Source organism: Actinoplanes subtropicus (assembly GCF_000721705.1).
In the GTDB taxonomy this organism is placed as follows: domain Bacteria; phylum Actinomycetota; class Actinomycetes; order Mycobacteriales; family Micromonosporaceae; genus Actinoplanes; species Actinoplanes subtropicus.
In genome coordinates, this window is record NZ_JOJL01000021.1 from 273,266 (window position 1) to 286,428 (window position 13,163).

Consider the following 13,163-nt stretch of genomic DNA (forward strand, 5'->3'; position numbering starts at 1 on the left):
CAGCACTCCGCCATACTACCGGGCGTCCGGTGGCACCTCCCACCCGATTACCGACCAAGATCAACGGGTATCCGTGGCGCAACCCGTCAGTGAGGATGAGATGGAACTCAACGAGAACGCTGATATCGACACCAGTCAGGTCGACGACCAGCGCGGAGGGGGCGGTGGCGGAGGCGGCTTCGGCGGCCTGCCGATCCCGATCGGCGGTGGCGGCATCGTCGGCATCATCATCACCATCATCCTGGTCGTGGCCGGCGGCTACTTCGGCGTCAACCAGCTCGGCGGCGGCAGCAAGAGCTCGACCGGCGACAACACCAACATCACCAAGGAATGCGCCGACAAGAGCACCCGCCTGAAGAGCCTCGACTGCCGCAACGTCCTCTACATCAACTCCATCCAGGCGTTCTGGAAGGAGGCCGAGCCCAAGTACTTCGGCAAGCAGTACCAGCCGGCCAAGACGGTGCTCTTCTCCAACCGGGTGAACACCGGCTGCGGCGCCGCCGACTCGGGCACCGGCCCGTTCTACTGCCCCGCCGACGACCGGGTGTACATCGACCTCACCTTCTACCAGCTGCTGGCCAAGCAGCTCGGCGCGCCGGGCGAGTTCGCCCAGCCGTACGTGCTCGCACACGAGTACGGCCACCACATCCAGGACCTGGTCGGCACCGAGGCGAAGATGCGGGCCGCGCAGAACGGCGCCTCGAGCAGCCAGAAGAACCTGCTCTCGGTCAGGCTGGAGCTGCAGGCCGACTGCTACGCCGGGGTCTGGGCCAACCACGCGACCGAGACCAAGACCTCGAGCGGGCAGCCGATCTTCAAGAGCCTCACCGACCAGGACATCCAGCAGGGCCTGGACACCGCCAAGCAGATCGGCGACGACACCCTCCAGCAGCGCTCCGGCCAGCAGATCAACCCGGCCGAGTTCACCCACGGCACCTCCGCCGACCGCCAGAAATGGTTCAAGCGCGGCTTCGACTCCGGCGACCCGGTCCAGGCCTGCGACACCTTCGCCGCAGGCGCCGTCAACGAGGGCGACTAGGGCTCTCTGACCAGGACGGACACGGCTCGGGCCCCGGCGATCGCGGAGACCAGCACCGCGTGCCGGGGCTCGGGCACGTCCAGGAAGCGAGCGGACCGCAGCGCCGCGACCGGGGCCAGGGTCGGCGCGGCGAGGACGGCGTCGACCGCCGCTCGGTCTCCCCCGGTCACGAGCGCGGTCATCGCCCGTACGCGCGGAAGAAGCAGACGCCCCACGATGTCGGCGCCGCCGGCGGCCGCCGCCTTTGCCTGGTTGTCCCGCCGTCGGGCGAACCGCTGCTGGGACCAGCCGCCCGCCGCCGTGCGCCCCTGCACGTAGTGCGTCTCCACCTTGGACGTGACCAGTTCCGGCCCCTCGGCGATCCCCACCGCGACGGCGCCCTTGCGCGCCAGCAGCAGCCCGAGCGTCCGTGGCGCCTGCGCCTCGCGGATCAAATCGGTCATCGTGGCGACCGCCGGCGCTCCCGGGGGTGGCTGCCACTCCGCCGTGGCCCCGTCCTCCGCGATCAAGAGCAGACCCTTTTCCGTGTACGCACCGTGCCGGGTCACGAAGTTCTCCAGCCATCGCGGCAGCCGCTCGGGAGCGACCGCCACCCACTTCCCGCCGCCCGCGGCCTCCCGCTCAGCCATTCTTGTCACCCTACGGTGGCAGACTGCGGGTCGTGACAGACCTGGCAGGCGCCCTGATGAGCCGCCTCTCGGCGAGCTTCGCCGCGCGCCGCGACCCTGCACGGGCCGTCGCCATGGCGGCGTACATGCGCGATCAGTTCCCCTATTTCGGCGTGCCGGCGCCCGAGGTGCGGGCTATGGAGCGGGCGGCGTTCGCCGGGCTACCGCGGCCCACCGACGAGGATCTGACCGTCGTCGCCCTCTCCTGCTGGGAGCAGCCCGAGCGCGAGTATCAGTATGTTGCCTGCGACTACCTGCGACGGCACGTCGCCGCCGCGGGCCCCGATTTCCTGCCGATCGCCCGCACGCTGCTCACCACGAAGTCCTGGTGGGACACGGTCGACCCGCTGGCCACCCGCTTCGTCGGCGACCTGGCCCGGGCCCACCCCGAGCTGGTCGAGACCATGGACGCCTGGTCGGCCGACGAAAACATGTGGCTGGTCCGCACCGCGCTGCTGTTCCAGCTGCACTACGGCACGGCGACGGATACCGACCGGCTGTTCGGCTACTGCACCCGCCAGGCGGGCCATCCCGACTTCTTCGTCCGCAAGGCGATCGGCTGGGCCCTACGCCACTACGCCCGCACCGACCCATCGTCGGTGCGGGCGTATGTGACGGCGACCCCTTCGTTGTCGCCGCTCTCGCGGAAGGAGGCGATGAAACACCTCTAGGTGAGCAGCTTGACGGCCAGGACGGCGATGACGGCGCTGGAGACCAGGGCCGTGATCATGCGGCCGCGGTCGCCGGTCAGGAAGCGGCCGATCACCGAGCCGCCGCCGGCGATCAGCAGTTGCCAGCTGGCCGAGGCCAGGAAGGCGCCGGCCACGAACCAGACGCCGCCGCCCTCGCCGGAGCGGCCCAGCACCAGCGCGGCGAAGTAGATGACCGTGGCCGGGTTGAGCAGGGTCAGGGCCAGGATGCCGGTGTAGGCGCGCAGCGGCGTGGCCGGCCGCTCCGCTCGGGCGTCACCCGGCCGGCGGAAGGCACTGCGCGCGGTCATCACCGCCAAGCCGAGCAGGACGACGGCGGCCGCCCAGCGCAGCGGCGTCGCGACCGGCGCCACCAGGCTCGCCACGGCCGCGCCGCCCACGACGGCGATCAGCGCGTAGATGCCGTCGGCGGTGGCCGCTCCCATCCCGGCGGCCGCGCCCACCCGCAGCGACGTGCGTGCGCTCAGGCCAGCGATCAGCACGCCGATGGCGCCGACGGGCATGGCTACGCCGTAGCCGGCGACCACGCCGGCCAGGAACGGCGCGCTCATGACAGCTGCTGATGAACCGACCCTTCGACGACGGCCGTCTGCTGTCGGGCGGCCCGTCCGGCCACGGCGACATCGACGGGATACGGCTTCAGCAGCGAGGTCATGCGGAAAGAATGCGGGCGGCGAGCCGGCCGCGCCACCGAATTACGGGTTGCCGATCAGCCAGTTGGTGATCCGCTCGTCGACGTACGCCAGCACCGTCTCGATGTCGCCGACCGTGTCCGGCATCCGGGCCAGCGCCACCAGCGACGAGTGCAGCTGGTCCGAGCCGGCGGCCAGCCAGCTGTACTCGTCGAAGAGCGCGTTCAGGTCGGCGAGCCAGCGCTCGTTGGTGGTCCGGAGACTGGCCAGGCGTACCCGGAAGGCCTCCAGTTCCCCGCGCATCTCGTCGCCGCCGGCCATCGCCCGGGTGCGGCCGAGCTTCTCGACCGCGTCCGGCAGCCGGCGCCGGCGTTGGAGGACGGCGACGGCCCGGGCCGCGGCGGTGATCGCGCCGCGCCGGTCGGTCAGCGACGGCCAGCCGTCGGAGACCACCTTGAGCACGCTCTCGGCCAGCCAGGCGGCGTTCGCGTCGTCGCGTTCGGCCCGGCGCAGCACCGCGGTGGCCGCGCGCAGCCACTCGTCCGGCGAGGCCACGGTCAGGCCGCCGAGCACGTCGACCGCCGCGTCGGTCGGGCAGTCGTGGTGCCCGGTCAGCGTGCGCAACAGCTGATCCGCGTACGCGACCTGCAGCTCGGGCTCCCAGTCCGGGAACTCGGCGGCGATCCGGACGCAGCGCCGGTAGGCGTCGCCCGGGTCCTCGCCGGAGGCCGGCAGCAGCCAGACCGCGAGCAGCGCCTGCGCCGCCGACGGGGCGTTCTCCCACCAGGACGCGTACATCGTGGCGGTCGGCCCGAGCCGCGAGTCGAGCAGCGGCGCGACGGCGTGCCAGAACTGCTCCTGGTTCGTGCAGCCCTGGAAGAAGATCCGGCGGCGGCGCCCCTCCGCCTCGATGCCGTCGGTCAGCCCATGGCCGGTGTCCGCCTCGGGCCGGCGGAAGAGCCAGCGCGGGTCGGGCGGGGGCGTGATGAACGTGCCGTCGTCGAGGGTAAGCCGCACGTCGCGGCCGCGCGATCCGACGCACCGCTCGACCGCGAACGTCTCCACGAGCGTGCCCCAGCCCTCGCTGTCCAGCTGCGCGTGCCAGAGGAGCGCGTGGTCGTGCCACTGCCGGAACGGTTCGTAGCGGCCCGGTTCGGCCAGCTCGCCGAAGCGCAATCCACCCGACGTCACGACCGCGAGAAGCATCAAATTCGCCGTGTACGCCGCGAAGCGTGCCGCCACGTTGCGGCCCGGGTTGGGGCGGTAGGCCGAGGCCGGCCAGTCCCCGCTGCGCGAGCCCTGGCGGAACATCCGGATCAGCACGTCGGTGTACCGGGCGCGCCCGTCCGCCGGCAGCCGGGCGGCCATCTCGGCGAGGAACTGCACCACCGGCGCCCGGCCGGTGAGCGGCGCCTCGGAGAGCAGGTCGGTGATCAGGTCGTGGCCGGTCATCGGGCGCGCCGCGAGGGTCACCGCGTCCCGCGCGACCGCCTCGGCCAGCAACTGCCAGGTGAACCGGGCCACCAGGTACTCCCCGAAGGTGGCGTGCAGGAACTCGTACGTCCGCCTGGTGTTTCCGCCCCGGATGGCCTGCGACCGATGCACGAAGAAGAACCGGCCGAAGATCAGCTCGGACTCGGTGAGCGCGTCGGCGCTCACCGACGGCGACCGGCCCGCCGGCGGCTCACCCAGCGTGGCGCGCAGATCGGCACTCACCGCCTCCTCGGTGACCCACTGGGTGGAGCGGTTGAGCATCGCGAACGCGACCACCGCGAGCCGGCTCAGCTCCTGCTCGGCGAGCGCGTCCACGGTCCGCGCCGGGATGTTGCTGTACGCCTTGCCGACCTCCCGCCGGGCGAAGCCGACCAGCAGTTGCTCGTAGAGTTCAGCGGTGGTGAGCCGGCCGGCCGGTCCGCGGCGCAGCGCGTTCCCGTCGCTGTCGTGGAGGGCGAGCATCAGCAGCAACAGCGGCTGACCGGCCAGCTCGCGATGGGCCAGGACGTCCTCGGCGGACAGATGGGTCTCGTTCACCTGGTTCCAGGTGTCCACCCAGCCCCGGATGCGCGGCTCGTCGAACGGCTGCAGGCGCAGCAGCAGCGTCTCCGGCGGCAGCGTGGCCCGGTCGGCGACGCTGGTCCGGCTGGTCACGATCACCGCGGCGGCCCGGCCCTGCTCCCGCTCGCGCTGCTGGAACTCGGCCGCCACCTGCAGGAAGTCGTTCTGGCTGACCCCGGTGGCCGGCAGCAGCTCGTCGAAGCCGTCGAAGATGATCACCGGAACCGCGTCGATCGAGCGGGCCAGCGACGGCCAGGTCGTCTCCTCGGTGGTGGCGGCGAGCACGGCCTGCTCGATCTGCTGCTGCAGCCGCAGCGAGGTGTCGACGTCGCGCAGCGGCACCCGGATCGGCAGGAAGCGGGTGGTGGAGAGGCGGGCGGCGAGGATCCGGGTGAGCACCGACTTGCCGGCCCCGGCCTGGCCGAGCACCAGCATCGGCGCCCGGAGGGCCCGCGGCGTGCCCAGGTAGCCGGCCAGGAACCGGTCGATGTCCTGGCGGATGCCGAGCTCCTGCCAGAACCCCTCGTCGGCCGGGGAGACGCCCTCGACCCGCTCGGCGACCTGGAACGCCGGCGGGATGTACCCCTGCTCCAGGGTGGGCAGCCGGATGCCGTCCGGCAGGTCGACCGACTCGACGACCTTGTGCTCGAGCAGGGCGGCGTGCGCCCGTTGCAGGGCCTTGGCGACGCCCTCGGCGGTGTTCTCGGCGGCGACCTCGCGCAGCAGCCGCTCCAGCTCGCGCAGCGAGGGCTCGAGCGAGTCGAGCCGGCCCTCGATCGCGTTGCGGTGCCGGTGGTCGATCCAGAGGGCCATGTCGGGGCAGTCCGCCATGAGGTTGAGCAGCATCTCCTCGTACCGCCTGCGGGCCCGCCGCCCGCCCGCCTCGAGGTCGCGCAGCAGGATGGTCCGCTCCCCCTCGCTGAGCTCGTCGAACGGGGCCAGCCCGCTGAGGAAGCGGGCGAGGTCGGCGGTCAGCCGGTCGTAGAAGATCTCCAGCGCGGCCAGGTATCTCTCGTTCGGGATGTGCGGCTCGGGCGTCGGCACGCCGGCCCGCAGCGCCGCCGAGGTGAGGTCGCGGGCGCCCTCCGCGCCCTGGCCGGCGAGCCGGAGCTGATCGGCGCGGCGAAGGTGGGCTCCGCCGACTGATAGTCCAGGCTTGGGTAGAGGCACAGCCCAGGACAGGTCGACGTCGGTGAGGGCGTCGAAGTACGCGGCGATCACGATGATCGTGTGCGCGGCGGCCAGCCGGTCGGTGCGGTCCCGGCGGCCGGAGCCGGCCATCGCCCGGGCAGTCGTGGTGACCAGCTCGCCGGAGACCCGGGCCAGCTCGGTGCGCAGGTCGAGCAGGGCGAGCAGCTGCGGCGCGGCGATCGCGGCGCCGGCCAGCAGGCCGCCGGTCATCGTGTTGACCCGCTGGTAGACGGCCGACTCGGGGCCGCCGCCGAGGATGCGCACCGCGTCCGCGTAACTGATCGTCCTAGCCACGCCACCGATTGTCGCATCCGTCATTCACCGTGGCCGATGTCCGGCATGCACGGAATGATCATTGTATAAGTGGCATTATCCGTTTTATGGGTGAGGAGTTGCTGTACCGCAGCGAGCGGACACAGGTCTCCCGCCAGCCGGGCGCGGTCGTCGGCAAGCGCGCCTTCGGCCCGGGCGCGATCCGCCGCCTCGAGCACGAACGGTCGATCCTGCGCCACCTGGCCGGCATCCCGGGCGTGCCGGTTCTCACCGCCCAGCAGCCGCGCCAGGTGCTGACTACCCGCGACGACGGCGGCCGCCCGAGCACCGGCTTCCCGCTGCCGCTCCGCCGTCTGATCGACATCGCCCGCGCGCTGACCACGACACTCGCCGCCGTGCACCGGGCCGGCGTCCTGCACCGCGACATCACCCCGGACAACGTGCTGCTGACCGCGGACGGCACGCCGCTGCTGATCGACTACGACCTGGCGCTGCGCGTCCCGGCCGCCCAGCCGGAGGCCGAGCCGATCGGCACGCTCGGCTACCTGCCGCCCGAGCAGACCGGCCGGCTACGGCTCCCGATCGACCGCCGGGCCGACCTGTACGGGCTCGGCGCCACCCTGTACGCCCTGGCCACCGGGCATCCACCGTTCCCCGGCGACGACCCGCTGGAGCTGATCCGGGACACCCTGGTGCGGATACCGCCGGCGCCGGGCGACCTCCCACCGGGGCTGGCCGCGATCGTCATGCGGCTGCTGGAGAAGGACCCCGACCACCGGTACCAGAGCGCCGAGGCCGTCGCGCACGACCTGGACCACTTCGAGGACGCGGCGGGGTGGCGGCTCGGCGAGCGGGACTTCCCGGCGGTGCTCACCGGCCCGTCCGAACTGGTCGGCCGGGGCGCCGAGACGCGCCGGCTCACCGCCGCGCTGGACCGGGCCCGGGACGGCGGCGGGCCGGCCGTGCTGATCTCGGGGCCGCCCGGCGTGGGCAAGAGCGCGCTGGCCACGGCCCTGCGCGCGGAGGTGACGGCCCGCGGCGGGTGGTTCGTCACCGGCAAGTACGACCAGTTCCGCACCGGAACCGGCAGCGGCGGCATCCGGCGCGCGCTGACCCACCTGGCCGGTCAACTGCTCGCCGAGCCCGCGCCGGAGATGGCCGCCCACCGGCAACGGCTGGAGGCCGCGCTCGGCCCCAACGCGGCCACCATCGCCGCGGCGATCCCGGAGATGGCGACGCTGCTCGGGCCCCGCGACGAGTCGGTCTCGGACGACCCGGGCACGGCGACCGGCCGGCTCATCGCCGCGATCGCCGCGATGGTGCGGGCCGTCGCCGCCCGGTACCCGCTGGTGGTCGTCCTGGACGACCTGCAGTGGGCGAGCAGCGCGTCGCTGCGGATCCTGGACGGGGTGCTGTCCGCCGGGCCGGCCCCCGGGCTGCTGATCGTCGGCATCTATCGGGATCAGGAGGTGGACGCCGGTCATCCGCTCGCGCCGCTGGCCGCCCGCTGGGAGCGCGACGGCGAGATCGAGGCGCCGATCCGGCTCGGCGGCCTCGCCGAGGACGGGTTGGCCGAGCTGCTGGGCACCGTGCTGCGGATCGAGCCGGCGGCGGCCGCCGGGCTGGCCGGGTTCATCGGCGCGGCGAGCGCGGGGAACCCGTACGCGTCGATGGAATTGTTGAACGCCCTGCGCGCCGAGGGCCGGCTGGAACTGGCCGAGGACGGCTGGCGGTGGGACGACGAGGCGGTCCGCGACTTCGTCGCCCGGCACGGCGTCCCCGAGCTGCTCGCGGCCCGGATCGACCGGCTGCCCGAGCCGGCCCGGCTGGCCCTGACCGCGCTGGCCTGCCTCGGCGGCGACACCCGGCCCGCCGTGCTCGCGACCGGCCTGCACCTGCCCGAGCAGAGCGTCGTCGAACATCTGGCGCCGGCCGCCGCGGCCCGGATGATCATTATGGACCCGGCCGGGACCGTACGTTTCCGGCACGACCTGATCCTCCGCGCGGCCCGCGACAGCGCCGCCGACGAGCGGGACCGGCTCCAGCTCGACCTGGCCCGCCGGCTCGCCGCCCGGGACGACAGCCGCCAAGAGGCCGCCGAGCAGTATCTGGCGGTCGCCGACAAGCTCGAGGAGCCCCGGGAGCAGCGGGTCGCCGCGCTGCTGCTGCACGAGGCCGGCCGCCGGGCCGCCGAGCTGACCAACCACCCGGTCGCCGAGGAGCTGATGAGCTGCGCCGACAGGCTCGCCGCGGCCGGCGTCGCGGACACCGCGGCCCGCAACGCGATCGCCGTCGACCGGCACGCCACGCTCTACTGCCTCGGCCGGCTCGCCGACGCGGACGACGTGTACCGCGAGCTGATCGGCCGCTCCCCCGACGTGCTCACGCTGGCCGGCGCGACCGCCGTGCAGATCAACAGCCTGGCCCAGCGGGGCGCGAACGCCGTCGCCATCGACCTGGGGCTGGGCGTGCTGCGCCGGCTGGGCCTCGTCCCGCCGCGCGACCTGGCCCGGTTCGTGGCGACCCGGCTCGACGGCCTCTACCGCTGGGTCCTCGCTCCGGCCGGTGAGGAGGCCGAGGTCACCGATCCGCGGATCGTCGCGGCCGGCCGGCTGATCTACCGGCTGCTGCCGCCCGCGTTCCAGCGCGACGCGCTGCTGCACGCCTGGCTGGTGCTGGAGGCGCGCGAACTCTGGATGCGCCACGGCGTCTGTGCCCCGTTCGTCGGCACGGTCGCCGGCGCGGTGGCCGTCACGATCGACCAGCGCGACGACTACCGCACCGGCTACCTGCTCACCCGGCGCGTGGTCGAGGCCGGCCGGGAGCGCGGCTACCTGGCCGAGACGGCGGTCGCCCAATTCATGCACCTGTGCCTGGGTGCGCACTGGTTCGAGCCGCTCGAGGAGGTGGCCGAGGCCACCCAGCAGGTCCGCGACGACCTGGTGTCGGCCGGCGACGTGCAGGTCGTCGGCCTGCTCTCGATGCGGTTGGTGGGGATGCTGCTGGACTGCCTGGACTCGCTGGAGGCGGTGGCCGACGAACTGGACGGGTATCTCGCCTTCGCCGAACGCACCGGGAGCCGGTACTCGACGGTCATGCTGATCAGCTACCGGCAGCTGATCGACGTGCTGCGCGGCCGCCCGCCGCGGATCGAGGAGGACGAACTGCGGGCGGCGATCGGGCCGACCCCCACCGGCCTGGCCACCCATCACGCCAACCGGGCGCTCGCCGCGCTGATCCTCGGCGACGACCGGGCGCTCGACGAGCACTCGGCCGCGGCGATGGACGGCGTCCGGTCGATCCGCGGCTTCCCGGTCTCGGCGGTGGCCCGGCTCTGCCGGGCCCTGTGCCTCGCCCGCCGCCCGCGAGCCGGCGGCCCGGCGATGGCCGGCGAATGGGCCGGAGGTCCGGCGGCGGCCGGCGAGTTGACCGGCGGTCCCGCGGTGGCCGGCGAGTTGGCCGACATCCGGGACTGGCTGGCCCGCCGCGCCGCCGAGGCGCCGCGCAACCTCCGCCCGCTGCTGCGGCTGGTCGACGCCGAGCGAGCCTGGGCGCTCGGCGACGCCGCGGCCGCGGCCCGGCAGTTCGACGCCGGCCTGGACGAGGTCGCCGGCCGGCCCTGGCACCACGCGCTGCTCGCCGAGCGGGCCGGGCTGTTCCACCTGGCCGAGGGCCTGGAGCACGCCGGGCGGCGGCTGCTCGCCGAGGCACGGGACGCCTACCGGGCGTGGGGCGCGGACGGCAAGGTCACCGCGCTGGAGGCGGAGCACCCGTTCCTGCGGGCGACCGTCGCGGCGGCGCCGGCCGGCGACCCGGGCGGGCACCGGATCGACCTGATGGCGATCCTGCGGGCCTCCCAGGCGCTCAGCTCGGAGACCACCGTGGCGGGCCTGCAGGCCCGGGTCGGCGACCTGCTCAGCGCGATGACCGGGGCCACCGACGTGCATCTGGTGCTGCAGAACCAGGAAACCTCGCACTGGTACGCGGCCCGCGGCGGCCACACCGCCCCGGTCGCCGACCCGGAGGCCGGCCCGGAGGCCGCGGACCCGCCCGGCGACCTGCCGGTCTCCGCCATCCGGTACGTGCTGCGCACCGGCGAGCCGCTGCTGGTCGGCGACGCCACCCGGGACGACCGGTTCGCCCGCGACCCGTACCTGGCCGGGCTGGACGCGTGCGCGCTGCTGGTGGTGCCGGTGCCCAGCCACAACGTGTCGCGGGCGGTGCTGGTGCTGGAGAACCGCCGGCAGCGCGACGTCTTCTCCACCGACCGGCTGGAGACCGTCCGGCTGATCGCCGGCCAGCTGGCGGTGACGCTGGACAACGCGGTGCTGCACGACTCGCTGGAGAGCGCGGTCAAGGCCCGGACCGCGGACCTGGCCGCCAGCAACCGCCGCCTCGCCGAGGCCCACCTCGAGCTGGGCGAGCGCAATCAGGAGCTGGAGGCGGCGAACCAGCTGAAGTCCGACCTGATCGGCATGCTCGGCCACGAGATCAACAACCCGCTCGCGATGATCCTCGGGTACGTGGACCTGGCGCTGACCGAGGAGGACGTGCCGGCCCCGGTCGGCGAGCTGCTCGGCAACATCCACCGCGGCGCGAAACGCCTGGACACCATCGTGCACGAGGTGCTGGCCCTGGTCAGCATCGACGCCGGGCGGCTGACCGCGCTGCCCCGCCCGATCCGGGTGGCCGACCACATCGACGCGGCGCTCGCGGCGACGGGCACCCAGGGGGTGGCGGTCACCTGCCCGCGCGAGCTGGTCGCGGCGATGCAGCCGGGGCACTTCGACCACATCCTGACCAACCTGATCAGCAACGCCGCCAAGTACGCGGGCGGAGCCACCGCGATCGTGGCCGCGCCGACCGGCGACGCGTCGGTCACGGTGGAGGTCCGCGACGAGGGGCCGGGGGTGCCGCCGGACTTCCGCGGGCACCTGTTCGACCGGTTCGCCCGGGCCGCCCGGACCGCCGGCACGGTCAGCGGGACGGGGCTGGGCCTCTACATCGTGCGCGAGCTGGCCCGGGCCAACGGCGGCGACGTCGACTACCGGCCGGCCCGCTCCCGGGGCTCGGTCTTCGTGCTGACCCTGCCCCGGCCGCACGGCGAGACTCCCGAAATGACCATGGCGGGCGCCCCGGATACCGTGGGCCGGTGAACGTCGTCAGCGAACTGATTCTGGTACGGCACGGGCAGAGCCTCGCCAACGTGGCCTTCCCGGCGGCCGACGCGCGGGGCCTGCTGGAGGCGGAGGTGAGCGGCCGGGACGCCGAGGTGCCGCTGACCGAGCTCGGCGAGGCGCAGGCGGCGGCGGTCGGCGGCTGGCTGGCCTCGCTCCCCGCCGAGCAGGTGCCGCAGGTGGTGATCACCTCGCCCTACCTGCGCGCCCGCGAGACGTGGCGGATCGCGGCCGAGACCTCGGGCCTGGCCCTGCCCGCCCCGAAGACCGACGATCGGCTGGTCGACCGGCTGCTCGGCGACCTGGAGATGATGACCCGGGCGACGATCGCCCAGCGTTTTCCGGCCGAGGCGGGCCGCCGGGCCGAGGCGGGCGAGTACCGCTACGCCCCGCCGAACGGCGAGTCCTTCGCCGACGTGGCGGCGCGGCTGGCGTCCTTCCTGGCCGACCTCAACGTCGAGCACGCGGGCGAGCGGGTCGTGGTGGTCGCCCACGACGCCGTCGTGCTGATGATGCGGGCCACGATCGAGGGGCTGACCTGGGACGAGGTGGTCGCCATGGAACGGGCGGCCGGAACCGTCCGCAACGCCTCGATCTCCCAGTTCCTCGCCCGCGACGGCCGCCTCGAACTGGTCCGCTACAACGACGTCGACCATCTGCCCAGCGTCTGACCCCTACTCGGTGGCCGACCAGCCCAGCAACTCGGTGAAGACGGAACGATCCCCGTCGACGCGCACGGCGTCGGCGGGGATGCGTTTGTAGAGCGCCAGCACAAGATCGCTCGCCGCCCCGTGCACGGTCGTCACCGGCTCGCCGCTCGCGGCCGGATCGAGCTGCACCCCCGCCGGCGACAAATCGACCACCCAGGACGGCCCCTCGACCGCGGTGAACGCGACGCGCGCCGGGCGATGCGGCCACTTCCCGAGCGACGCCATGCCGACGCTCACGAACTCGGCGACCCCGTCGACCGCGACCGCGGCGGGCAGCCTGCGGCCGGCCGACGGACTCCTGCGCGTCATACGCATGCACGGCCGCTTCCTGCACCTGGTGGCGCGCGATCGCCCCGGCGGTCATCGGCGCGCCGGACCCGGCCCACCACGCCCAGGCGGGACTTTCCGGCCCGGCCGCGCGCAGCGCCGCCAGCAGCAGCGCCGTCGACTCCGCCGACCACTCCAGCAGGTCACCCCGGGGGTCGAGGTCGCCGCGCTGCTCGGCGGATGGCGGGGCCGAGACGTCGGCCAGCCGGGTCACCACCGCCCAGAAGCGCTGCACCGTGCCCAGGTGGTGGACCAGGTCGCCCAGCGTCCAGTCGGGGCAGCCGGGCACCCGCGCCTCGAGCGACGACGCGGCCGCGGCGGCAGAGCGCAACGCCGCGGACCGGTCGTCGACGAGAGTCAGCAGCTCATCGAAGGTCATGC

Annotated in this window: 8 protein-coding genes and 1 pseudogene; 4 read left to right on the top strand and 5 right to left on the bottom strand. The window is 73.8% G+C overall.

What is annotated here, in order from left to right; translation table 11 throughout:
* The first annotated feature begins 100 nt into the window (after positions 1-100).
* Positions 101-1,039 carry a KPN_02809 family neutral zinc metallopeptidase gene (gene ypfJ / locus IH26_RS0128565; protein ID WP_030439336.1) on the top strand — a complete coding sequence of 313 codons (939 nt, stop codon included), beginning with the start codon at positions 101-103 and terminating at the stop codon, positions 1,037-1,039.
* Here the strand turns inward: ypfJ and IH26_RS0128570 are convergent.
* Positions 1,036-1,668: an acVLRF1 family peptidyl-tRNA hydrolase gene (locus IH26_RS0128570; protein ID WP_030439337.1), complete on the bottom strand. Its 633-nt coding sequence runs from the start codon at positions 1,666-1,668 to the stop codon at positions 1,036-1,038. The genes ypfJ and IH26_RS0128570 overlap by 4 nt on opposite strands.
* 32 nt (positions 1,669-1,700) lie before the next feature.
* Between IH26_RS0128570 and IH26_RS0128575 the strand changes: the two genes are divergently transcribed.
* On the top strand, positions 1,701-2,378 hold the full coding sequence (locus IH26_RS0128575) for a DNA alkylation repair protein (protein ID WP_030439338.1): 678 nt from the start codon (positions 1,701-1,703) through the stop codon (positions 2,376-2,378).
* Here IH26_RS0128575 and IH26_RS0128580 read toward each other — a convergent pair.
* Both IH26_RS0128580 and IH26_RS0128590 read right to left on the bottom strand, forming a co-directional pair.
* Complete coding sequence (locus IH26_RS0128580; protein WP_030439339.1) at positions 2,375-2,968, bottom strand: LysE/ArgO family amino acid transporter; 594 nt, start codon at positions 2,966-2,968, stop codon at positions 2,375-2,377. The genes IH26_RS0128575 and IH26_RS0128580 overlap by 4 nt on opposite strands.
* A 144-nt stretch (positions 2,969-3,112) precedes the next feature.
* A complete protein-coding gene (locus IH26_RS0128590) occupies positions 3,113-6,589 on the bottom strand; it encodes an NACHT domain-containing protein (RefSeq protein ID WP_157437441.1) in 3,477 nt (1,158 codons plus the stop codon).
* 86 nt (positions 6,590-6,675) lie between these two features.
* Between IH26_RS0128590 and IH26_RS0128595 the strand changes: the two genes are divergently transcribed.
* A complete protein-coding gene (locus IH26_RS0128595; RefSeq protein WP_051808609.1) occupies positions 6,676-11,724 on the top strand; it encodes a sensor histidine kinase in 5,049 nt (1,682 codons plus the stop codon).
* Positions 11,721-12,416, top strand: coding sequence for a histidine phosphatase family protein (locus tag IH26_RS0128600; protein ID WP_030439342.1), 696 nt, complete (start codon positions 11,721-11,723; stop codon positions 12,414-12,416). The genes IH26_RS0128595 and IH26_RS0128600 overlap by 4 nt, the downstream gene beginning before the upstream one ends.
* A gap of 3 nt (positions 12,417-12,419) precedes the next feature.
* Here IH26_RS0128600 and IH26_RS63190 read toward each other — a convergent pair whose 3' ends face one another.
* Together IH26_RS63190 and IH26_RS63195 are read right to left on the bottom strand one after the other, a co-directional pair.
* Positions 12,420-12,680, bottom strand: a complete 261-nt coding sequence (locus IH26_RS63190; RefSeq protein ID WP_425394407.1) for a hypothetical protein — start codon at positions 12,678-12,680, stop codon at positions 12,420-12,422.
* Positions 12,637-13,161, bottom strand: a pseudogene (locus IH26_RS63195) (maleylpyruvate isomerase N-terminal domain-containing protein); the annotation flags it as partial. The gene IH26_RS63190 and the pseudogene IH26_RS63195, both read right to left, overlap by 44 nt.
* Between the last annotated feature and the right edge of the window lie 2 nt (positions 13,162-13,163).